We start from the raw sequence: 23,856 nt of genomic DNA, 5'->3' as shown, positions 1-23,856 counted from the left end.
AATGGGTAACTTTCTTGACTTAAACATTGTCACGAGAATGTTATATAGCACCTTTTTGACTAAAAAAATAATCGTTCTATTATTCTGAGGGGAAATTTAATTCATTGATAAAAAGTATGGAGTGAGATACAATAAAATATACTTGCCAACCTATTTGATGGAAGTGAAGAAAATGAAATCAGCATGTCGCGTTATTCATATTATTGGTGGCGGAGAATTTGGTGGAGCGGAAGATCATATTATTCATTTACTAAAGGAACTAAAGAATGAGAATATGAATCCCTTAGTTGTATGCTTTTATGATTCCATTTTTGCCGAATATCTACGTGAACAAGGGATTCGTGTAAAAGTTTTAGATTACGGACGTTTTGATTTACGTCTTTTGTTTGCATTAATGAAATTGTTGAAAGAAGAAAACCCTGATATTGTTCATACTCATGGTGTTAAGGCTAATTTCTTTGGAAGAATAGCTGCAAAAAGGGTAGGGATATCCCCTGTAGTAACGACGGTTCATAGTATTTTGAAATATGATTATGAGCACCCTATTGCCTACCGGTTAGCATATATGTTGGAAAGAAGTACAAGAGATTTAACGGACTACTTCATTGCTATTTCCAATAAAATACAAGATCAATTATTAGAAGATGGAATTAATAGTTCGAAAGTACAGATTATCCATCATGGAATTGATACAAATAAATTTGCTCCAAGGAATGATCAGAAAGCCTTAGAGTTAGCCGAGGAGTGGGGGAAATCGAGTGATACCTTCCTAATAGGCGCTATTGGACGTATCCAAGCGGTAAAAGGTTTTGATAATTTCGTTAGAGCTTGTTCGGAGCTTCATAAAGTGTATCCAGACTCCTTTCGATTCGTGTTAATTGGAGATGGATCACATCGGAAGGAGCTAGAGCAATTAGTGGAACGTGAGAACATCCAAGATGTTTTTACATTTGCAGGCTTTCGAGGGAACATTGATAGCTGCTTAAGGGCGTTAGATTGCTACGTAAGCAGTTCCTTATCAGAAGGGTTAGGTCTATCTGTGATGGAAGCCCTATCCACAGGTGTACCTGTTGTTACCACTGGAGTCGGTGGTGTGAAGGATTTTGCAAAAGACGAAGACAATTCTTTAGTTGTAGAACCAAAAAGCGTCTCACAGTTAACAGAAGCAATAGAACGTATATATAAAGATGATGATCTAAAACGTAAATTGACCGATCAGGGAAGAAATGATATTATTTCTACCTTCTCCTTAAAAACAATGGGAGAAAATACGGCCTATTACTATAGAAAATGGCTAGAAACCAACAATTAAAAAAAGACTCTTTTTCAAGTGGATTACTAATGAAAAAGGGTCTTTTTGGTTTTTTCTAAAAGGCTCGGATCCCGCCGATTCAATTAAAATAACCCCATTTCCATATCTTATTGGATCTTGCGATGTGTAAGATAAGAAATAGGGTTTTATTTAAGCTTTTCCAACGTTAATTGGCTATTTTGTTCCGCTTTTGCAATGATGTCCTTCATATTATTAGCTAATCGAGCTTTTATTTGTTGCTCGTTACTAATTGTTTTTTCCACACTCTCAATTACGTTTTTCGTTTCCAAATCTCGAATATGACCAGCTGAGTGCATATCGACCATCTCGACGAAGCGATCGACCTTTTGATCATAGGAGATACCAACAAATGGGATATTCATCACAGCAGCAAGGATGATGGAATGAAGTCTCATACCTAGTACTAAACGTGTGTTTCCAATAAGGCTGATGATTTCCTTGAAATCCAGTGGTCTATCTATCACATATGCTTTTTCCTTCATCATGGCCATAATATCTTTTGCTGGAGCCACATCTGCAGGATACTGCATTGGTAGGAATAAGATATTCCAGCCCTTACTACCGAAGTGATCTGAAACCTCTGTGAGAACTTTTTTATAATGCTGCTCCTTTTTCCAAGGTCGAACCGATATGACAATGGTTTTTTCGGGAGCAAGGTTTAAATCTATTAATAGTTGTCTCCCAACATTCATATCGATACTTTCAGGGTAAATGGTTACTGCAGGATCAGCAGTTATTACAATTGGACTTTTGTTTACTCCAATTTTTTGAAGATCTTCTCTAGATTTGAAATCTCTTACAGTAATAACATCAACTTTATTTACTATCCGTTTTATCAACATTTTGCTTATTGGTTTTGTAACTGGTCCAAATCCTTGACCGTAGAATACAACCGGCTTTTTATATAGCTTTGCAACTAATACAATTCCTAAATAGTAAAAAACACTTCGAGGACTAGTTGCATCTTGGAGAAGGCTTCCTCCACCCATTACTAATAAGTCATGTTTTTTTATTTGACCAATGACTTCACTAATATTCCAACGGTTATATGCAGAAACGCCAAACATTTTTTCCGTTTTGCCAGGTTGATTGGATAAGACGGTAAATGTTAGTGACGGATCATTTTTCTTTAAAGAATTAATTATTCCATGAAGTACGGAATCATCTCCGGCATTGTCAAAGCCGTAATAACCGGAAATTAATATATTAGCCATTTGAATGACCTTCTTTCTAAAACACTTTATACTTTCATTTCTTATACTTTAGCTAATAAATTAAAACAGCAAACTTAATTATAGCAGTTTGATATGAATTATTAAAGTTTGTCTTAATAAGAATTTCAAATTTGTTACAACTTATTTCAGCGAAGAATATGTAATTCGGTGAGATCCTTGTTAAATGTGTTTATTTCTTAAATATTAATATAGTTGGAAGTTCATTTCAATAAACAATACTCTTATTGATTATATGGACAAAAATAAGTAATATTAAACTAAATTTGAAAATAGGAGTAGTTTTATGAAGGTAAATGCGAAGATTTGGCTAATTATGGCAGTTGTTTGGTGTATCATAATTGCCATTGTAACAAGAAACCCTTTTTTTACAGGAGATTCAACGGAACAGTTATTGACAAATCCATTCTTCGATAGTGTGATTTTAAATATTGTTTTACGAAAAACTGGACATGTTACTGCATTCGGCATATTGGCAATTCTTTTTTGGTTAGGATTACGAGGGAAGAAATATAGATACTTCCTTGCATGGCTGTTTGCTACGATATATGGTGCAATTGACGAATATCATCAAAGCTTCGTACCAGGGAGAGATGGAGTTTTTACAGACGTTCTATATAATTCAGCAGGTGCTTTACTAGCCATAGTATGTATTTTTATAATTATAAAAAAGTATGGAAAAAGCGAGTTAAAGAACACGAGTGAAGGGTAATTTGATATAATACCTCTCATTGAGAGGAGGAAAATAATAAATCTACTTGTTGGAAACTTTTTCAATGCTTTTACATGTAAATATATGTTATAATTCATAAGGATTTAAGATTTTTCAAAAAAAATGAATCGAATACTGTTTTTTTACGTCTAATATAAATAGAAAACAAATAGAAAATAACACATCATTTCAAACTAATACAGACATGAAATGAATCAACGCTACGAATAATTATCATAGTTGTTGACAAGGGAGAGTGGAAGATCTTGATATACGTAACATTTATAATATGCTTTATAGCTTCGCTTTTATTAACGCCACTAGTTAAGAAATTTGCAATAAAAATTGGAGCAACGGATAAACCAAACGCAAGAAAAGTTCACGAAAAGATTATGCCTAGACTTGGTGGTTTAGCGATCTTCATAAGTTTTTTAATTGGATTTTTAATACTTACACCTGATAGCTCTTATGCTTGGCCAATCCTTATCGGAGCTTTTATCATTGTGATAACTGGTGTTTTAGATGATATGTATGAGTTATCAGCTTTAATCAAATTAACAGGACAAATTGCAGCTGCTGTAGTGGTAATTACAGGAGGTCTATATGTCGAGTTTATTAACCTTCCTTTTGATGGTGTTCTTCAATTGGGTATTTTAGGAATACCGTTGACATTATTATGGATTGTTGGTGTAACAAACGCTATTAATCTGATAGATGGGTTAGATGGTTTAGCTTCAGGAGTATCTTCTATTGTGTTATTAACCATTACTATTATTGCTGCTATGAAAGGTGACCTTTTTATTGTAGCATTAGCATCGATTTTACTAGCTAGTAATTTAGGGTTTCTATTTTTTAACTTTTATCCAGCAAAAATATTCATGGGAGACACGGGTGCATTATTTTTAGGATATATGATCTCCGTTATTTCCTTATTAGGATTTAAGAGTATCACGTTATACTCATTATTGATTCCCGTTGTTATTTTGGCAGTGCCTATTTCAGATACACTATTTGCGATCATTCGCCGTTTAGTGAATAAGCAGCCTTTGTCTGCACCTGATAAATCACACTTGCACCATTGTTTATTACGACTTGGTTTTTCTCACAGAACAACAGTGTTAATTATTTATGGTATTAGTGCTATTTTTTCTGTATCTGCAATCTTGCTAACTCAGGCAACCTTGTGGGTATCGCTGTTTATTGTAGTATTTGTTATTTTAGCTGTTCAGCTCATTGCGGAATTAGTTGGATTGATTAATGGGAAATACAGACCAATGTTAAATTTCATTAGTAAGGTCACAAATATCACAATGGCAAAAATGAAATCGTAGAGTTTAGGTACTATTTTGACGACAGTTGGTTACTATAGTACTAACAGACCCATAAAACAAGGTAAAGTTGGTAGATACGATGAAGAAAAAAATTATGGTGGTCTTTGGAACTCGTCCAGAGGCCATTAAAATGTGTCCATTAGTAAAGGAATTGAAAACACGTGATACGTTTGAAACAGTTGTCTGTGTAACAGGTCAGCATCGTGAAATGCTCCAACAGGTATTGGATGCTTTTGACGTTGTACCTGATTATAATCTGTCCATTATGAAGGACAAACAAACGTTATTTGATGTAACCATAAGTATTTTAGAGAAAATGAAAGCTGCTTTAGAAGAAGTTAAGCCTGATGTTGTGTTGGTTCACGGAGATACTTCTACAACCTTTGTTACGTCATTAGCTTGTTTTTACTTACAAATACCTGTTGGTCATGTGGAGGCAGGTCTACGAACGTATAATATTTATTCTCCATTTCCTGAGGAGTTTAATCGTCAAGCTGTGGGCATCGTTGCAAAATATAACTTTGCACCAACGGACGTATCGAAGGAAAACTTGATAAGAGAAGGAAAAGACGTGGATTCGATTCACGTAACAGGAAATACAGCCATCGATGCACTGAAAACTACGGTGCAAGAGGAATATACACATAAGCACTTAGACTGGGTCGGAGATAATAGGTTAATCATGATAACAGCACATAGACGTGAGAATCTTGGAGAACCTATGCGTAACATGTTTAAGGCGATAAAGCGGATTGTGGATGAGTATCCAGATATCAAAGCTGTCTATCCTATTCATATGAACCCTGTGGTAAGAGAAGCTGCGAATGATATTCTTGGAAATACGGACAGAGTTAAGATTATCGAACCGTTAGAAGTACTTGACTTCCATAATTTCCTTGCGAGATCTTATTTAATTCTTACTGATAGCGGAGGAATACAAGAGGAAGCACCTAGCTTAGGGAAACCAGTATTGGTCATGCGAGATACTACAGAACGTCCTGAAGGAATTGCAGCAGGTACGCTTAAATTAGTAGGAACGAACGAAGAAACCATCTACCATACATTTAAAATGTTATTAGATGATAAAGAAATGTACAAATCAATGAGTCAAGCTAGCAACCCATATGGCGATGGCCTTGCGAGTAAACGCATAGCGGATATTCTTGAAAAATAAAAGCCGAATCAAACCACCTCTGGAACCAGAGGTGGTTTTTGCGTTGTTCGTTCAAAAAAGGTAGCACCTACCAAAACGATGAAAAGTAGCACCTACCATAACTTGTTTTGGTAGGTGCTACCTTTTCACCTTTTCATTTGACACCTCAGAGATAATGGTGAATAATGTAAAATGGTTGTAACATTTTACCTATATAGAATGTTAGAATCATATTTTCTGCGTTAGGTAGTTTGATAGACTTCACGATCACTCATAAATGGAATGCCTATGTAGAAGCAAATGAAGAGAGGAGATACTGGAATGAGAAAATTATGTAAGGGTACTTTGGTAGCATTGCTTACTATCTTGCTAATGCTTTCAACCGTAGTACCAACCTTAGCGTCTGATCAAGAAGGACCAGATGTAAGTGAATGGGCAATTGAGATTTTAAACGAAGGGGAAAGATATGGAATCTTCCCGATGGAATGGTATTATGATAGTTTTAGAGGCGAGGTTTCACAGGATCGTTTAGAGATTTTATTATCACTCACAGATGGTAAAATAGCAGAACTAGGACTTGAGAAAAACGAGGATTTTACGCCTGAATCCTATAATAGTGACGGCACGAGAGGCGATATCATAACAAGATTGTATAATATTGTTGCTCAATATGACCTTCCTGTAGGTGAATCTGCTGTAGATTACATGCAGGAACAAGGAATACTGAAAGGAACAACGAGAGGACTAGAATTAGATTCAGTCGCTACTACGGAGCAAGCTGTAATTTTTGCAGTAAGACTAGTACAAGATACATACTACCAAGTGCAAGCGGGCGCTAAAGGTGTAGCTTGGAAGGTAGAGAATGATGGGAATCTAGTGTATTTACTAGGATCAATCCATCTAGGAACAACAGACTTATATCCATTTAACGAAAAACTAGTGAATGCATTTCATGAATCAGATGCTTTAGTAGTGGAAGCTAACCTTTTTGACTTGGAAGGCTTACAATATTTTATGCAAAAATCTATGTTTGATGACGAAACTACCATTGAAGACGTACTTAGTGAAGAGACATATAATAAATTGGTGAAAGTATTAGAAGGGTACGGAATTCCAGTAGAATACGTTGCTTTTTATAAGCCATGGTCAATCGCAAGTGATTTATCGAACATATCCTTAAGTGAATCTTTAGGTACGCCAGCTGAGGAATTAGCATCGTTAGGTATTGATATGTACTTCCTTACAAATGCGATGTTAGGACAAAAACCGATACTAGAGCTAGAAGGTATTGCTGCGCAAGCTGATATGTTTGATGGTTTATCTGCGGAAGCACAGGAAGACTACCTTGCTGATGTACTTGATAGTATTTTAGAAGAACAGACATATGACGAATCAGAAGCTGAGCTTTTAAAAGAATGGTTTAAGTATTGGAGCGCTGGTGATATCGATGGCTTTACAGAGAGCTTACTACTTCTAGATGGTGAGCCTACTGAGTTCGATGAAATGTTATTAGGTGAAAGAGATAAGAATATGGCAGAAGGAATTAGTCAACTTCTAGAATCAGAAGAAAAAGGAACATACTTTGTCGTAGTTGGAGCAGCTCACTTCTTAACAGAGGGAACTATCCTTTACTACCTAGAAGAAAAAGGGTACACGATAGAAGCGTTTTACGAATAAAAAAGTAGCACCAAGCAAATCAGACCACCTCTGGCATCAGTAACGGGTTTACTTCAGAGGTGCAAAACGTCAAATCACAGACGAATTCACACGATAAATCACATATCTTTCTCTACTAGATTCACAGTATATTTCGCATATTACAATGGCACGAAGGTTCTTAGTGCCATTGTTTTATATTTGCTTATTTCATTAACCGTTTGTTGAAGTAAACGAGGTTTTCTTGGAAATTTATTAGATAAACTTAGCTTATCGCCAAGTCCATGTATTTCTATCCTTACCAGTGAAATAAAATAAGCGGAGAATTTCCGTTTATAATCAAAATTCACCTAATTTCGTGGCAAATAAGTGGAGTTTTTCCGACTATGCAAAGAAAATACCCCCTTTTTTAAATTGATTTGAGTCAATAAGCGGAATTTCTCCTTTTATTCAGACTATTTTTCATGCTATTTTTTAAATAAGGGAAAATTCTCCGTTTATTTAAAAGGTAGCACCTACCAAATCACTAAAAAGTAGCACCTACCAAAACGAGTTTTGGTAGGTGCTACTTTTGGGTGTGGTGTTTAGCATCAGCATATTTTGGATATAGGTGAAAGACACACTTTGTCGGACGAGGTACTCTTTGTAATAACAATATTTAACAAAAGATGATATGGAGGATTGATGATGAGGAAGGTATCTTTAGTATTCCTAACTCTTTTCATTTTTGCCGTTGTAGGGAATGTTTCAGCAGAATCAATTTATGACTCCACGGAGCTCAAAGATTTATTACCTAAGGATGAAAACTATAAGTGGAATTACTGGGGGTTTGTAGAATACGGACATGAAATGCAGGTTACGTCCATCTTGAAGGAAGAGAACGAAACCTACTACTCTATTAGTGGTGAAGTGTACGATGCATCTGGAGGAGAATCCGGTGGAGATTATTCTCTGTCGCTATCTTATATAGTAAACTCCGATGTATTGATTCAAGCTAAGAGGGAAGATATGATGCTAGATTCTAACTTTGACCGAATTGAATTAATTCGGACACCTTTAGAGCAAGGTACAGCTTGGACGCAAGAAGTGTTAGATGAGAACGAAAATGAAGTAACACTAGAAACTGAAATTACGAATGTTCACATGGATGATGGTCATAAGGTATTTACGGTGAGATACGAAGATCCAAACACGCCCTACTTTGAAGAACGTCAAATAAAAGAAAACGTTGGAGTTATCCATTTTGAAAAGCTAATGATGGATGAGGAAATAGGGAGTTATGAAGTAACGTATAGCCTAAATGAAGAGACTTCAGGCGTACAATTGGAAAAAAGTTATGAGGATGTTTCTTATGACGAATGGTACATGGAATATGTTCCATCACTTACTTCCATGAATATTATTCATGGGTATCCAGACGGAAGTTTTCGCCCGAATGATGAAGTGACAGTAGCGGAGTTTTTAAAACTAATTCTTCATTCAATTAGTTATAAATATGAAAATGCCTCTGATTTTTGGTATTCCTCCTATGTAAATGCGGCTAAAGCATTGGGGATTATAGACGAGAATGAATTTGAAGATTATAATCGACCAATTTCTAGAGAAGAAATGGTAAAAATATTGATCCTGGCTATTGGAGAAGAGCCTTCACATTCAGGTGAAGTTGCTTTTGAAGATGCAGCCTCCATTAGTGCTGAGTACCGTAACTATATTGAGTCTGCTGTGGAACTGGGGATTATAGCTGGATATGCAGATAACACTTTCCGTCCAGATACGCCTTCTACTAGGGGGGAAGTAGCAAAATTATCTTATTATACTCTCATGCTTTTAGATCTTAAAGACTTTACTCCTGCTGATGCCCTAAAGAGGGAAGACGATTTTAGGGCTCACCTATTCCCTGAGACAGATGGAAATAAAGTGGTAGAATACGATACGAAGACAGAGTTTATTGAGCATGCTATGAAAGTAATGAGCAGGGATTTAGCAGTAAGTTTTGTAGATAGATATTATAAAGAACAAGGTGATGGTCTCTATGTTATTCCAAAGGATGGACCGATAAGGATCTTAGAGGATCATACTTTTCAATTATATAGGAAAAATGAACACGAGTTTTATATGACTCAAGTGTTGAATCAAGATTTATTTGGACCCACTCACTTAATGGTTTCTTATGAGTTTGTTGAGGGTGATTGGATCATAAAGGCTAGAGAGGTAGATAGCTATACTGGAGATGATATATCAGGGTTAGACGCGATTCACTATGAAACAGTTGATAATAGCGAACTTTCAGAGGAACAACGGAGTACCATTGAAAATGAGAAAGACCAGCGAGGATATATCATATTGGAGGGTGAAAATGACAATGAAGCTATTGTATACGTGGGATCTGGTGAAAAACCAACTGGCGGGTACGACTTGGCTATTAAAGGAGTTGTAAACCAAGGGAATACATTCAAGATTTATGTGGAAGAAACAGATCCTAATCCTGGCGAATCGCATACGCAAGTTATCACCTATCCGAGTGTAACTATAAAGATTACAAATATCGAAGAAACGATCGAAGTTGTCACAACAAACACTGAACAAATGAAAGAAAGATAAAAAAGTAGCACCTACCAAAACGGGTTTTGGTAGGTGCTACCTTCTTTTCCAACGAAAATGCAAGGTCTTAATAATTTGACTTTGATATAATATCTCTGATTATGTAGGTGCTACTTTTTTGCATTTTGGTAGGTGCTACTTTTTGGGAAAAGGAGATGAGTTCCACGAATGATAGGAAACAGATTCAGCATTCAACTTAGAAAATTCACAGCAGCGTTCCTTATATTCCTTCTTGTATTTGCCGATGCAACATTGATGATTGCAGCGGCAAATACAGGAGATGGACAACCACCAACGGTTGATAGTGTAGAAGTTAGCCCAAAGGAAGTTCGTGTGGGTGATGTCATTACGATCGATGCAAAGGTATTCGATGATTTATCGGGAGTAAAAGAAGTTTTCATCAATTTTACTAGTCCATCTGGACAGCAATCATTCGGAGTTTATTTACATTATAATTCCGAAAAGGAAACTTGGAGCAATACGTACCGGACGAAGGAATATGAAGAAGAAGGACAGTGGAAATTTAGATCGATTAAAGCTACGGATCATGCGGGAAATTCGAAAATATATGAAGCACGTGATTATGCCGAAGTTGGGTTTTACCTAGAAAATCCTAACTATGATGCTACTCCTCCAAACGTGGAATGGATGAATGTGACTCCTGCCAATGCGAAGCCTGGTGAGGAAGTTATGATTGAAATGAAGGTAACAGATGATAGATCGGGTGTGGATACAGTAACAGCCTATTTTTACACACCATCTCGTAATCGCTCCGTTAGTTCTCATTTGAAGCTTGAAGAAGACGGAATTTGGAGGGGAGTTTATCATGTAAAGCAATTTGATGGAGAAGGGGAATGGCAATTAAATTTTGTTCACGCAGTGGATAAAGCACGGAATCAAAAATACTTTTACAAGGATCATTTTGCTACAGGAAACTCTACTACAAGCTTCTTTGTTACCAACGAATATGCAGATATCTCTCATCCTATAGTGGAAGCAATAACAATTGCTCCACAAGAAGTTCCAGTTGGACAGCGTGTTTCTGTTATGGCGCACGTTACCGATGATGTTTCTGGAGTGAAAACAGCTCAAGCTGTGTTTGAATCCCCTTCCAAAAATAGAACACAACACTTCCATTTAGAATGGAACGAAGCAACGAATTTATGGGAAGGTAACTATACAGCCAAGGAATTAGATGAGCATGGAGAATGGAATTTATGGTACATCCATGTGAATGATTATGCAGGTAATTCAAGAAATATAATATACCGTGGCCAGGAAGGGTATAGCTACACCATTGTACCGAAAGATACCAACAGTATTGAACCACTTCCACATGCGTTTACAACAGTTAATGAAACATGGAGTCAAAGATATATTGACGGAGATCTTTATATAGGCCCTAATTCAGTTTTAACAATCAATGGAGATGTAAGGATAAACGGAAATGTGTACGTTTATGGAGCGATCCAAAATTACGGAAACCTTACGATTACAGGCACGTTACATGCTAGAAATATTCATTACGGTACTCAGTCTACCTTGTACAACGGAACCGTTCTGATATTAGGTGGAACGAATAATATTGGTTCTATGAGAGTAACAAACACCATGTGGGATGTACCAGTTACTTTCACAGAAGAACTAGTTTTAAAAAATGGAAATTTGACAATAAAAGGAGCAACAATTCCAGGTATTGATTTATATATTGAAGGACGCAAAGTAGACATACAAGAAAACGGTACATTTCAGCTGGAACTAACTAATTTTTCAAGAGAACAAATAGCATACCGAGTAGTGGATGTGTTCGGTCATCAAAAGATAAGGCACGAATCAATCAGGCATTATGGTGCACCCGTGTGGCCAGAAGGAAGTGAGATTACTCTTGATTATTTAGACGAAACGAGTATTACTTTCCGTTGGCCAGAGGCACATGAAGAGAATGGGGTTGTTTCCTACTATATCTATAGAAATGATGGATTCTTTGAATATTTGGATAGTAACCAAACAACTCACCATTCAACTGAGCTTGATTCTGATATGCTTTATCAATATTCTGTCTATGCTATAGGGTACAATCATCAGCAATCAGAAGAATTATTTTTCGAGGCTAGGACCGAGCGATCTTTGGAGCAAAAATATAGAGATATTGCTATAAGAGATGCCATAACCTCTATTAGCGAACTTCCTCCTGTTCATCAAATAACGTTAAATGATAAAGAAGCGGTTGAGTCAGCACGACAATTAGTAACAGAGGCAATGGAATATGGAATAGACCGATGGGCAATTCATAACATCAACGTTTTAATTACTATTGAAACAAAAATAGAGGATCTCGAACGAATAGAATATTGGAAGCAAACCGCAATTCATTCTGCTATTCAATCGATTTATGACTTACCTTCTATAGAGGAAGTAACGTTTGCTGATAAGCAACAAATTGTTAGCTCGCGTTTCATTGTGTATGATGCGCTAGATGCGGGTGCGAAACAATCCGACATAACGAACCTAGGCAATTTAGAATTATTAGAAGCGAAAATAATAGAGCTTGAAAAAGCAATGGAAGCCATGATAGCTATCGATGCTTTGCCTTACAAGGAAGATGTAGCACTAGGAGATAAAGTAGCTGTAGAAGCAACAAGGGTGCTAGTTTGGGAAGCACTCGAACTAGGTGCTACAGAAGAGGACATTTCTAACTTAGGAAAACTGATGGATGTAGAGGTAAGGATTACAGAATTGGAAGAAGCAAGAACAGCAAAGCTTCTTGCTATAGAACAAGCAAACAACGCAATCAATAACCTGTTTATGATACAGGTTTTAGCCTTAACTGATAAGGAATTGTTAGAAACAGCCAGAGCCTTCGTAACGGAAGCATTCTATTTAGGCGCAACCGACGACGAGATACCTTATCTAGAAGTGTTAGAAGACTATGAGTTGATAATGAGAGAATTGGAAGAAGCGGAAATTGCAAAACTTGCAGCGATCGAGTCTGCAATTATGGCAATAGATAACTTACCTGCTCTTGACGAACTTATCATGGGAGATCACGTAGATATAGAAGCTACTAGAGGTTTGGTTTTGCAAGCCATTGAGTTAGGAGCATCAGAGGAGCAAATTACCAATCTAGGCAAGTTAGAAGATGTAGAGTGGAGAATGGAAGAACTAAAAAGAATTGCGACTGTTACTCAATTGGCAACGGAGGAAATCGCTAACTTACCAGAAATTGAAGATATTACTCTAAATGATAAGGCAAAAATAGAAGCGGCAAGGAAATTAGTAGTTCAAGCGTTTGCTATAGGTGCTACCGAAATTTTGAATCTACCCTATCTAGTTGCTGCTGAGCAAAGAATTTTGGACCTTGAAGAAAAACGCACAGCAGTAGAACGAGCAATAGTAGCTATCGATAGTCTGCCACAATTACAACATATCAGTTTAGAGCATCGGACAGTTTTAGAGGACGCTAGAAAGTTAGTAACGAGAGCACTGCAAGTAGGAGCTTCCAAGGATGCAATTATTAACCTGGGAAAATTAGAGTTGGCTGAGTTGAAATTGGCTGATCTTGAATTAGCAGAAGCAGCAAAGCATGCAGCAATAAATGAAATCAGTTCTTTACCACTATTAGAAGATCTAACGTTGGAAGATATAGAAAAAGTAGTAGCGGTAAGGCACTTAGTAGAAGAAGCGTATTATCTCGGAGTAGTAGAAGAAGAGATCAGTAATTTAACTGTTTTAGATGTTCTGGAGAAAAAAATAGTGGAACTAGAAAGAGCAGAAAAAGAAAGATTAGCAAAACAAGTAGCAATGGAGGAAGCAATAGCAGCCATTGATATCTTGACGCCGTTTTTAGAGGAAACTATAACTCCTAGTTACGTTGAAGCAGCTAGAGAGTTAGTGACGAAAGCATACGATTTAGGTGTAACAAAAGAGGAGATTACTAACTTAGTATTATTAGAAGCTGTTGAACAAAGAATCATTGAACTGCGAGAAAGAGAAATAGCTAAATTTGAGGCAATTCAAAAAGCAATAGATGCAATATCATCTTTGCCTATTGCAGATGAGTTAACGTTGGAATACAGAGATTTACTAGAAGTTGCGAAAAAATTAGTCCAACAAGCATTTGATTTAGGAGCAACCTATGTAGATATAATGAATGCCGACCATTTAGAGAAAGTAGAGTTAAGAATGGCGGAGTTGGAAGAAGAAGAGTTAAAAAGACTTGAAAAAGCAAAAACTGCTGAAGCTGCTATTGCCAATTTGCCTTCTATCGAAGTGATAACCGTAGAGGATAAAGAATTGGTGGAGGCTGTGAGAAATGTTGTAAAGGAAGCTTTACAGGTAGGTGCTACCATCACCAACCTCTTCGAACTGGAAGCACTCGAGTCACGGATCAAAGAACTTGAAGAAGCAAAACAAGCAAGAGAAAATGCGGTAAGAAATGCAATGACAATGATTGATGGGATAGCGACAATAGAGAAGGTAACCTTACAAGATAAAGCTACTGTTGTAGTTGCACGTGAGGCGGTTAGCCGAGCACTTGAGGTAGGTGCTACCGAAATGGAAATTTTAAATCTCGACAAGTTACTCACGTGGGAAGCTCAAATAAAAGCTATGGAGGATTCGATAGTTACACTAGTAACTCTTAAGGACTTACCAATTATCAATACGACTGTATTAACTGATATAAATACTCATTGGGCGAAAACAAATGTGGAAGGTCTTGCACGAAAAGGGATTCTCCGTGGATATCCTGATGCTACGTTTAAACCTGATCAAAATATTAGCAGAGCAGAAGTAATGACGGTAATTTCTCGTATATTAACCAACTTCCCGAAAACGGATGATGTAGAATGGACATTTCATGATGACGCACAAGTTTGGGCAAAAGATGTCATTCTAGGCGGTGTATCTCTCGGACTTATCCAAGGAAATACAAGGAATGAATTCCGAGCAAATGATCCAATTACAAGAACGGAGTTAGCGATAATCTTAAATAGATTAGATAAAATAGTGAACTTTAGAGAAAATAGAGACAGAGTTAATGACGTAGGATTTAACGACACAATTCCAGTCTGGGCAAGAGAATCAATCGTTAATATGTCCGAAAGCGGAATTATTAATGGCTATAAAGACGGTACGTTTAGACCAAACGCCAATGCAACACGAGCAGAGGTAGTAACTGTGATAAGTAGAATACTAGAGTAGCAAAATAACAAAAAAGTAGCACCTACCAAATTGCGAAAAGGTAGGTGCTACTTTTTCTATTCGATCTCTAAGTGACTACGCAGGATATTCGAAACGCGAAGGCGTTCCTCTTCAGGAACGAATAAATACCAAACGCCGCCTTGCATTCCTCCACTACCAGATATTTCAATTGTTTCCGAGTTGCGTCTTGCTGGGTGGTAATTTTGTGATATTTTCATCATATCGGAAAAGAGGATGTCTGTTGCCATGTTGTTTCCTAATGAGTCAAGAATGTCTCCTGCCTTCGTTACATTTGATATGTCTGCACCTTCTTGTATAATTGCGGTCATTATCTGCCGCTGGCGATCATTTCTCCCTAGATCTCCACGAGGATCTTCATATCTCATTCTAGAGTATGCTAATGCTGCAGAACCATCTAAGAAGAGTTCTCCCTTATTGAAATCATAACCACCATATTCAAAAGCCATATCGTTGTTTACTGTCACACCACCAATGGCGTCGACGATTTCAGTAAAGCCTTCCATATTTACAGTGATAAAGTGGTCGATAGGTATATCAAGGAAGTTTTCAACTGTACTTATTGCCATTTCAGGCCCACCAAAAGCATAAGCGTGGTTTATTTTGTCGTTTGTTCCTCGACCAACAATTTCAGTATACGTATCACGAGGAATGCTAAGCATTTTCATAGATTCATCTTTTGGATTTACCGTTACTACCATTAAGGTATCCGATCGGCCGCGATCCGCACCACGAGCATCCACACCTAACAATAAGAAAGAAAGCGGTTCTTTCTTGCTAATATCCACTTGTTCTAGACGCTTTTCCGATTTTTCACGATCAATAGTTTGATGCATCGCATCTACCGTCGTTTGAACACTTTTATACATATAAAAACCATATCCGCCAATAGCCAATACGAGTATGAATAGACTAATTCCAGTAATAATAAAAACTTTTTTCATAAGCATTTCCCCTAAAAATATAATAAAAATCATAACTATAGTATAGAGAGAACCCAGCGAACTAGCAATTGTATTTTTTGTAAAAAATTTAGAACGCCTAGCACCTACCAGTACAGAGACTAGGTCTTTTATACTGACTTACAAGGTAGCATCTTGCTTTAAGAAGTATTATCTATAATATATAAAGATATAAATCAAGTAATGAAAGAGAAGTTACTGTTCTACCATTTTTAGACAAATCATATTCTATTATTGCTAATCTCGTAGATTTTGATTATTATTATTATCATAGTATCTATGACCAATTACGCACATCCTTGGAAAATACATACATTTTTCATTGTAATTTATACAATAAAGGAGAGTAAAACATGAAAAAGTACCCATTTAGTAAAAAGGCAATAGCTCTTATGCTAGCAACAGCTATTGTAGCAACACCATTTGCACCATTAACTGGTTCTGTCTCTTCACAGGTGGTATCGGCACAGGAGTCAGAATATGTAGACGTAAGTAGTGTCGTTAATCGTTTGATTGAAATCTATGACTATATGAATAATCCTGATATGGAACCTCTTGTAAGTGAAATTATTGCAGATATTCGAGCGAGCCTTGAGGATGGTACAATTAATTGGAATCTAGTAATTGATAATAGTGCTTCCAACTTTAAAGCTAGCGCAGATGTCCTGGCTTATGAGGGCTTCACAGCAGAGTTGTTCGAAGCATTACTTGAATTATTCTTAGAAGCTAATTCATTAACATTAGAATCAAAAGTAAATACATTATTAGATAATGAAGAACTTAAAGATGGTTTTAAGAATCTTTTCCCAGATCAAGATATCAATCTTCAAGATGTTTTTTACTTCTTTACTAAAATGGAAGAATATCTAATAACTGAAAATATTGTTGTACCTAATACAAATCGAACTGAATTCATCCAAACAACAATTAACAATTTCGTAGATCGAGATGAAAAATTGTCTGCTATGAAAGCTCAATTAAAAGAACTAGGGTTAGACTGGGATGTTATAGCTAACCTTCGTGCAGAGTTAGAGCGCGAGTTAGATTTAACGGAAACGGACTTAAACCATCTTTTAACTGGATTTATAAATGGAACAAAATATAACCAGGTAGTAGCACCACCACCTGTGACTGGAACTCCAGTAGTACCAACACCTCCAAATACTGGTGATGAAGGAAATATATCAGTTGGTAACGACGGTGTAACTGTAGAAAGAGAAACTAGTCCAACGGGTCAGACGACTGTAAAAGTTAAATTGGATACAGCGAAGCTTCAAGAATCATTAGCTGCAGCTGAAAAAGTAGATCGTGTTGCTATTACAGTTGAAAAAACTGCTGGAGAGCGTGCAGAAGTATCTGTATCCACTCAAGCATTTGATGCAATCAAAGCGAAAAACCCAAGAGCCATTGTAGCAATCGAGTCAAGCGAAGGAACAATCAACGTTCCAGTTAGTCAAATTGACACAGCGAAGATCAAAGCAGATTTAGGTCTTGGAGCGAATGACGAGATTTCTATTAATATTAGTGTGAACGAAAGCACAGACACAGATAATGTTGTAACTTCAAACAACTTAACAACAGCTTCTCCTGTCGTAGAGTTCCACATTTCTGCACAAGCTGGAACTGCAACAGTAGGACTAAATCGTTTTACTAGACCAGTAGAGCGTTCTATCCAAGGAGCAAGCAACTTTAATGCAAATACTTCTGTTGTTGTTCGTCTTAATGCAGATGGTTCTTATACAGCGGTACCAACAAAAGTTGTTGGAAATAAAGCAAGCTTCAAGAGCTTCTCAAACAGTAAGTATGTTGTAATCACGAATGAAGTATCCTTCGGAGATGCAAAAACAAGCTGGGCAAATGATCACATTACAAAGCTTGGTTCGAAACTTATTTTCAAAGGTTACGATAATGGAACATTCCGTCCACAGCGTGAAACAACTCGTGCGGAATTAGCAGTACTTATTACAAGAAGTCTTGGTTTAACAGTGAATGTTCAATATAATGAACAATTTAAAGACGTACGTGGTTCAGAGTGGTTTGTAAATGAAGTTATGGCTGCTGTTGAGTACGGTATTGTGGAAGGACATAGTAATGGTAACTTTGCTCCAGACGAAGCTGTTACTCGTGAGCAAGCTGCAGCGATGATCAGACGTGCGATGACACTAATTGATAAAGATTATGATCTAAACAATACTGTAACTTATGCGAATTATGCAGATAGTAGCAATGTATCATCTTGGGCTAGAGAAGATGTAACATTCTTAACTCAAGCTGGATTAATGGAAGGACGCACAGGCAACAGATTTGTTCCTAAGGCTGGCGCTAATCGTGCAGAAATTTCTGCGTTACTTGATCGTTTCCTTGTGAAATCCGATTTTCTTAATTAAATGATGAATAAAAAGCCTGACGAACGTTAGGCTTTTTATTTTGGAACATCTATGAAATGAAAAGTAATTAATAATGAGGAGTCTACAACTATGAAAAAACTATTCTATCCTCCCTTGTCACTACTTGTCGTTTTTGTCATGTTGTTAGGAGGACTAACATCAACTATAGCTTTTGCTTCAAAAACATTTACAGACTATAAGCCTGGAGATATGGGTTATGAAGAGGTTCAATATCTGGTAGGGAAAGACATTGTTCGTGGACTACCTAATAATCGTTTTGCTCCCAATGTACCAGTTAGCCGAGAAGATTCTGCGGTTATGTTCCAACGCGCTTTAGATTTACAACCAACAACAAGAGTTTCTCCGTTTAAAGATATCACTAATAGAAGAGATTATTTTTACGATGCAGTCATAGCAACCTATGAAGCGGGTATTTTTGGTGGAGATACAAAGGGAAACTTCGGTGTAAAGGGAAATTTAACTCGTGAACAGATGGCATCTGTTATTGTACGCGCCTTTGATTTAAAACCCAATTCTGGAAAAATAACTCTTACTGACTTAGATATGTCACATTCTGTACATCGTAAGGACATTGAAATTCTAAATCAGCTTGGCATTGCAAAAGGAAGAACAGGTGGAATCTTTGATCCTAAAAGCCACGTGACTAGAGCTGAGTTTTCTTTATTTCTTCATCGTGCAATACATTTAGATCCTGACACGAATCCTGATCCTTCCAATGGTGGAGGTGCTGGTGGAATTGGCAGTGGTGGAGGAGAAGCAGACACAACTGCGCCATTAGCAACTGCAGCTACACTAACTCTATCGAATGGGAAAACAATCGTGGCAGATATTATTCCAGGAAGAATAAATCGATTAGAATTTGATCTTCGTGGTGAAGCCAACAACGTTAAATTTCAATCGGGTACTATTAATGTTACAGAAGATAGTGTGATTCAAATTACCAACATCCCAGCTTCTAACGTTCCGAATACAGATACACTTACAGAAGGGCCAAACTCATTATCGGTAGCGGAAGCACTTGCAGGCCAAGACGTATTAATAGGTTCTATTAGAACAGCGTATGGTAATTATATACTAGCTGGAACATTGAAAGATGAATCAGGGAATTCGACGGTAATCCATATTCTATTACGTACAGTAAACTAGAGCGAGATTGCCAATAATCTACCTATTGTGTCATCATACGACATAGGTTAGGATAAGTTTAGATGATATAAGAAGTGAGGTTGGCAATCAAATGAAAAAAAGATCTAAACCCTTTCTAAAAAAGTTAAAGGTATTAAAAAGAGGTTCTGTTCTCATTGTATTAGTAGCGATGATTTCCACTGGAGTCATTGTATACGGATCCTCTCACTGGAACGAGCAAGTAACTAAAGCAAATGCGGAAGCAGTTGAATACGCGTTACGTGATCATAACGGTAATCGCGCCATTGGCTCAAGTCAGGAACGTCCATTCTCCATGGAAGAAGCAGAGGAAAACGATTCTGTGGAAAACGTGGAGGGGGAAGAGGGGCAGCCAGGTAGCAACAACAGCAACTCAAATTCCAATTCTGGGGCATCAACAAATACGTCAGGAAATGGCACAAGCTCTAATACATCAACGAGTAACGGCAACAACGCTAACAACGATTCTAGTTCGTCCGTGCTCTCGATAGCAGAAATAAAAAATGTCTATCTACGTCAATTTGAATCTTTGCAGTCGGAAGAGCATACTCGTATAGAAAAATTAGCTGCGGAAGCAAGGGTAGATTACGAGCTTATGAGAGCAGGGCAAAGTGAATGGAGTTCTAGTGAGCTTCAGCTTCACTATATTGAACGAATTGAAGTGATGGAAGCAGAGGCAGATGCACGTTTTAACGAGATCTACCGAGAATTAACTTCTGCGTTAGAAGAAAACGGACACAACAAACAAGAAGCAGAAGAATTCCGAATCATATATGACACATTAAAAGAAGAACGAAGATTAGATGCAGTAGATGCAATGTTAGGTAACTAGAAATCGCATCTGCCATATACACCAAAAACTTACAAACTTAGATAGACACACTCAAAACAAAGCTCGAGAGCCCCTCGAGCTACTTTTTTGAAAAAATTTGAAGTTATCACCGACAAATTTCCTAGATTCGTGATATAATTTGACTAGTTTTGTAGGACATTAGAATATAACTATTACAGAAAAGAACGATTATATAGAAAAATAAGATAGTCAAGTAGCTATAACAACTATTCTTTGGAGGGAATTATGGAAGAAACGATTAGTTTACAGGAAATCTTTGAAACGTTGAAAAAACGAATTGTGATGATAATTAGTATAACTCTCTTAGCTGTATGTGCTAGTGCAGCAGTGAGCTACTTTTACTTAACTCCTAAATATGAAACATCTGCTCAAGTGTTGATTAGTAGAGCAGCAACAGGATCGTCGATTCTATCTGCAGCAAATCCATTTGATTCAGATCAACGATATATTAGTACGTACAATGTTATTTTAAAAAGCCCATATATTTTAGATCAAGTATCAGAAAGAATGAATGGAACTGTTACACGAGGACAATTGAACAACCAAGTAAGTGTTTCTCAAGAAGGGAATTCTCAAGTTGTAACGATTCGAGTAAATAGCTCCAATCCAGCAGAAGCTGTAGAAATTGCCAATGTTACAGCAGAAGTATTCCGCCAAGGAGTAATGGATCTCTTACGAATCGATAACATTCATATTTTAGCACCAGCAGAATTGTACAATTCATCAAGCCCTGTAAGTCCTAACCCAACTCTAAACATGGCGATTGCCTTTGTTGTTGGTCTCATGGCAGCTGTAGGGATAGCGTTTTTACTAGAGTTTTTAGACAATACCATTCGCACAGAAGAAGATGTAGAAAAACAATTAGGGTTACCTGTATTAGGAGCAATTACCGTCATGGATCAGGAACAAAAATTAGTAAATGATAGACAACTATACTCCTCAAGATTGGAACGATTTACGAAAGGAAGTGAACGAGTTGGTTCTTAAGCGTAAAAACAAGGAGCATTTGACAGAAAAACAACGAAGTCTTATTACTCACTTTGAGCCAAAGTCACCAATCTCTGAGCAATATCGTACACTTCGTTCCAACATTCAATTTGCTGGATTGGAAAACGAAATGAGACTTATCACTGTGACTTCTACATTGCCTGGAGAAGGGAAGTCCACAACAGCGGCAAATTTAGCGATTGTTCTAGCTCAACAGGAACACAACGTATTGCTTATTGATGCGGATATGAGAAAACCAACGAATCATTATACGTTCCAATTAGATAACCATACTGGGCTAACGAAAATCTTAACACAAAATGTTCCTTTAGGAGACGTTACGCAAGAAAGTGCCATTCTAGGGTTAGACGTGTTAACATGTGGACCAATTCCACCAAACCCTGCGGAGCTGTTAAGTATGAAACGGATGGATTGGTTACTTCAGGAAGCTAAGAAGCAATATGACTATGTCATTTTAGATACACCTCCAATTTTACCAGTAACAGACGGACAGATATTAGCGAACAAAAGTGATGGAGTATTGCTAGTAGTAAGTAGTGGGAAAACAGGAATAGAAGGAGCAAAGAAGGCGAAAGAGCTTTTAGAGCAAGCAAAAGGAAAGCTCCTTGGAGTCGTATTAAATGGGAAAGATAAAAAGAATAGCAATTATTACTACTACTATGGAGAAAATAGTGATAAATAAATAGTACTATTTACCCGGGTGTCGTGGTATAATTCTATTTGTATTTTATTGTAAGTTTTTACAGCTGTTAACTATTTTAGATTATGAGGGATGTTTATGATCGATATACATTGTCATATAGTACCAGAAGTAGATGATGGTCCGAAATCAATAGAAGAATCAATGGCGTTAGCAAGATTAGCAGTTTCAGAGAGTATTCATACGATCATTGCTACTCCACATCATAACAGCACGTATACAAATGAACGATCCACGATAATTCCAGCGGTGGAATCATTAAATGAAGCACTACGGAAAGAAGGAATTGATCTTACCATAGTTCCAGGACAAGAGCCTAGAATATTTGGAGAAATAATAGAGGCAATTCAACATGGTGAAATACTTACGTTGAATGATAAAAACAAGTATTTCTTTATAGAATTACCTTTTGATCAAGTGCCAAGATATACAGAGAAGCTCATTTATAATGCACAGCTCCAAGGGGTTGCACCAATCATCGTTCACCCAGAGCGAAATGCAGAATTACTAGAAAGACCAGAATTACTGTATCGCTTAGTGAAAAATGGTGCGATTACCCAAGTTACTACTTCAAGCATTACTGGACATTTCGGGAAAAAAATAAAGAAATTCACAGAAGAAATGATAGAAGCAGATCTAGCACACCTTGTTGCCTCTGATGCACATAATACGAGTTCACGAGCATTTCGAATGGAGGAGTCGTTTTCCATAATTGAAAAGAAGTACGGCCTATCACTTATCACTCAGTGGAGAGAAAATGCTGCCTTAGTACTAGAAGGAAAGCATGTATATATGGAACCTCCAAAAAGGATAAAGCAAAAGAAATGGCTAGGTTTATTTTAAAATAAAAGAAGAACGAGTCGAATAACGAAGTAAATAGTTGCCACTTGTAAATATATTATAGGTGGTTTTACTAAGAATTTAACTCCGTTTAATCTTATCTCTTTACTATGTATTAAAGACTTGTTACATATAGGTAATGTCTCCTCACCTTTATCAATGGAGGCACTCGACTACACTGTGGGAGTGAAGGCTCCTTAGGTACTGAGTTACCAGTGGTGTGGTGTGAGGATGGGTTAGATGCCTTATTTTAGTTGGTTAGCGGTTAGTGGTTAGTTGGTTAGGAAAGACCTTTCTTGACTACTAGTTACTAACTGCTGGCTACTAAATAGTATTAGTTTGTTAGTTGGTTAGGTTGTTAGTTTGGTTAGGAAAAAACCTTTCGTGAGTACTAGTTATTAATTTGTTCAACTAAGCTTTATGGTCAGGGTTTCGGTTTGAAAACATTTTCAGAATTATGTATGTATGTCGAATAAGTAACACCTTTCGACAATATTCTACCATTACTATTAACTATGTGCAATAGATTCGTAAATTATTCCAGTTTATTAACGTGTATTTTTGAAAATTTTGTAGAAATGTGTTTGTGCGAACCTTGTAAGTGTATTCACTTATGTGTTTTCCTTTTTCCTCAGAATGTAAACATATAACTGAGTATATTTTTTAATACTAATTGATGGTAG

At 36.9% G+C, this 23,856-nt stretch carries 15 protein-coding genes; 13 read left to right on the top strand and 2 right to left on the bottom strand.

The genetic code is table 11. The annotated features are described in order from the left end of the window. Nucleotides 1-172 precede the first annotated feature (172 nt). The gene (locus ACERII_RS18645) at nt 173-1,312 is read left to right on the top strand and encodes a glycosyltransferase (RefSeq protein WP_373644300.1); all 1,140 of its coding nucleotides are present in this window, start codon (nt 173-175) and stop codon (nt 1,310-1,312) included. A gap of 146 nt (nt 1,313-1,458) precedes the next feature. Here the strand turns inward: ACERII_RS18645 and csaB are convergent, their stop codons facing one another. Beyond that, complete coding sequence (gene csaB, locus ACERII_RS18640) at nt 1,459-2,547, bottom strand: polysaccharide pyruvyl transferase CsaB (RefSeq protein ID WP_373644299.1); 1,089 nt, start codon at nt 2,545-2,547, stop codon at nt 1,459-1,461. Nucleotides 2,548-2,851: 304 nt separating this feature from the next. Between csaB and ACERII_RS18635 the strand changes: the two genes are divergently transcribed. The 6 genes from ACERII_RS18635 to ACERII_RS18610 all read left to right on the top strand — a co-directional run bounded on the left by ACERII_RS18635 (nt 2,852) and on the right by ACERII_RS18610 (nt 15,220). Next, nucleotides 2,852-3,277, top strand: a complete 426-nt coding sequence (locus ACERII_RS18635) for a VanZ family protein (RefSeq protein ID WP_373644298.1) — start codon at nt 2,852-2,854, stop codon at nt 3,275-3,277. 266 nt (nt 3,278-3,543) lie between these two features. After that, a complete protein-coding gene (locus tag ACERII_RS18630) occupies nt 3,544-4,608 on the top strand; it encodes a glycosyltransferase family 4 protein (RefSeq protein ID WP_373644297.1) in 1,065 nt (354 codons plus the stop codon). A gap of 79 nt (nt 4,609-4,687) precedes the next feature. Beyond that, nucleotides 4,688-5,782, top strand: a complete 1,095-nt coding sequence (gene wecB, locus ACERII_RS18625) for a non-hydrolyzing UDP-N-acetylglucosamine 2-epimerase (protein WP_373644296.1) — start codon at nt 4,688-4,690, stop codon at nt 5,780-5,782. 300 nt (nt 5,783-6,082) lie between these two features. Continuing rightward, the gene (locus tag ACERII_RS18620) at nt 6,083-7,438 is read left to right on the top strand and encodes a TraB/GumN family protein (protein WP_373644295.1); all 1,356 of its coding nucleotides are present in this window, start codon (nt 6,083-6,085) and stop codon (nt 7,436-7,438) included. A 666-nt stretch (nt 7,439-8,104) separates the two neighbouring features. After that, complete coding sequence (locus ACERII_RS18615) at nt 8,105-10,018, top strand: S-layer homology domain-containing protein (RefSeq protein WP_373644293.1); 1,914 nt, start codon at nt 8,105-8,107, stop codon at nt 10,016-10,018. 168 nt (nt 10,019-10,186) lie between these two features. Beyond that, nucleotides 10,187-15,220 carry an S-layer homology domain-containing protein gene (locus ACERII_RS18610; protein WP_373644291.1) on the top strand — a complete coding sequence of 1,678 codons (5,034 nt, stop codon included), beginning with the start codon at nt 10,187-10,189 and terminating at the stop codon, nt 15,218-15,220. A gap of 56 nt (nt 15,221-15,276) precedes the next feature. Here ACERII_RS18610 and ACERII_RS18605 read toward each other — a convergent pair whose 3' ends face one another. Next, nucleotides 15,277-16,182 (bottom strand): LCP family glycopolymer transferase, encoded by a 906-nt coding sequence (locus ACERII_RS18605; protein ID WP_373644290.1) that lies wholly within the window; start codon nt 16,180-16,182, stop codon nt 15,277-15,279. Between the two features lie 371 nt (nt 16,183-16,553). Between ACERII_RS18605 and ACERII_RS18600 the strand changes: the two genes are divergently transcribed. The 6 genes from ACERII_RS18600 (at nt 16,554) to ACERII_RS18575 (ending at nt 23,176) form a co-directional block, all read left to right on the top strand. After that, nucleotides 16,554-18,587 carry an S-layer homology domain-containing protein gene (locus ACERII_RS18600; RefSeq protein ID WP_373644289.1) on the top strand — a complete coding sequence of 678 codons (2,034 nt, stop codon included), beginning with the start codon at nt 16,554-16,556 and terminating at the stop codon, nt 18,585-18,587. A 90-nt stretch (nt 18,588-18,677) separates the two neighbouring features. Further along, complete coding sequence (locus tag ACERII_RS18595; protein ID WP_373644288.1) at nt 18,678-19,754, top strand: S-layer homology domain-containing protein; 1,077 nt, start codon at nt 18,678-18,680, stop codon at nt 19,752-19,754. A gap of 91 nt (nt 19,755-19,845) precedes the next feature. Beyond that, on the top strand, nt 19,846-20,604 hold the full coding sequence (locus tag ACERII_RS18590; RefSeq protein ID WP_373644287.1) for a hypothetical protein: 759 nt from the start codon (nt 19,846-19,848) through the stop codon (nt 20,602-20,604). Between the two features lie 246 nt (nt 20,605-20,850). Continuing rightward, entirely contained in the window at nt 20,851-21,612 is a 762-nt protein-coding gene (locus ACERII_RS18585) for a YveK family protein (RefSeq protein ID WP_373644286.1), read from the top strand. After that, nucleotides 21,602-22,315 carry a CpsD/CapB family tyrosine-protein kinase gene (locus tag ACERII_RS18580; protein WP_373644285.1) on the top strand — a complete coding sequence of 238 codons (714 nt, stop codon included), beginning with the start codon at nt 21,602-21,604 and terminating at the stop codon, nt 22,313-22,315. The genes ACERII_RS18585 and ACERII_RS18580 overlap by 11 nt, the downstream gene beginning before the upstream one ends. A 96-nt stretch (nt 22,316-22,411) precedes the next feature. Further along, complete coding sequence (locus tag ACERII_RS18575) at nt 22,412-23,176, top strand: tyrosine-protein phosphatase (protein WP_373644284.1); 765 nt, start codon at nt 22,412-22,414, stop codon at nt 23,174-23,176. The last annotated feature ends 680 nt before the right edge of the window (nt 23,177-23,856 follow it).

Source organism: Evansella sp. AB-rgal1 (assembly GCF_041820985.1).
In the GTDB taxonomy this organism is placed as follows: Bacteria; Bacillota; Bacilli; order Bacillales; family Salisediminibacteriaceae; genus Evansella.
The sequence above is the reverse complement of the archived record's forward strand: the minus strand, read 5'-3'. Positions and strand labels throughout refer to the sequence as shown.

Bases quoted from the DNA above. Each gene is read 5' to 3' on its own strand.
- ACERII_RS18610 (WP_373644291.1), top strand. From the start codon at position 10,187: ATGATAGGAAACAGATTCAGCATTCAACTTAGAAAATTCACAGCAGCG.
- csaB (WP_373644299.1), bottom strand. From the start codon at position 2,547: ATGGCTAATATATTAATTTCCGGTTATTACGGCTTTGACAATGCCGGA.
- ACERII_RS18585 (WP_373644286.1), top strand. From the start codon at position 20,851: ATGGAAGAAACGATTAGTTTACAGGAAATCTTTGAAACGTTGAAAAAA.
- ACERII_RS18645 (WP_373644300.1), top strand. From the start codon at position 173: ATGAAATCAGCATGTCGCGTTATTCATATTATTGGTGGCGGAGAATTT.
- ACERII_RS18620 (WP_373644295.1), top strand. From the start codon at position 6,083: ATGAGAAAATTATGTAAGGGTACTTTGGTAGCATTGCTTACTATCTTG.
- ACERII_RS18595 (WP_373644288.1), top strand. From the start codon at position 18,678: ATGAAAAAACTATTCTATCCTCCCTTGTCACTACTTGTCGTTTTTGTC.
- ACERII_RS18605 (WP_373644290.1), bottom strand. From the start codon at position 16,182: ATGAAAAAAGTTTTTATTATTACTGGAATTAGTCTATTCATACTCGTA.
- ACERII_RS18590 (WP_373644287.1), top strand. From the start codon at position 19,846: ATGAAAAAAAGATCTAAACCCTTTCTAAAAAAGTTAAAGGTATTAAAA.
- ACERII_RS18615 (WP_373644293.1), top strand. From the start codon at position 8,105: ATGAGGAAGGTATCTTTAGTATTCCTAACTCTTTTCATTTTTGCCGTT.
- ACERII_RS18600 (WP_373644289.1), top strand. From the start codon at position 16,554: ATGAAAAAGTACCCATTTAGTAAAAAGGCAATAGCTCTTATGCTAGCA.
- ACERII_RS18635 (WP_373644298.1), top strand. From the start codon at position 2,852: ATGAAGGTAAATGCGAAGATTTGGCTAATTATGGCAGTTGTTTGGTGT.
- ACERII_RS18575 (WP_373644284.1), top strand. From the start codon at position 22,412: ATGATCGATATACATTGTCATATAGTACCAGAAGTAGATGATGGTCCG.
- wecB (WP_373644296.1), top strand. From the start codon at position 4,688: ATGAAGAAAAAAATTATGGTGGTCTTTGGAACTCGTCCAGAGGCCATT.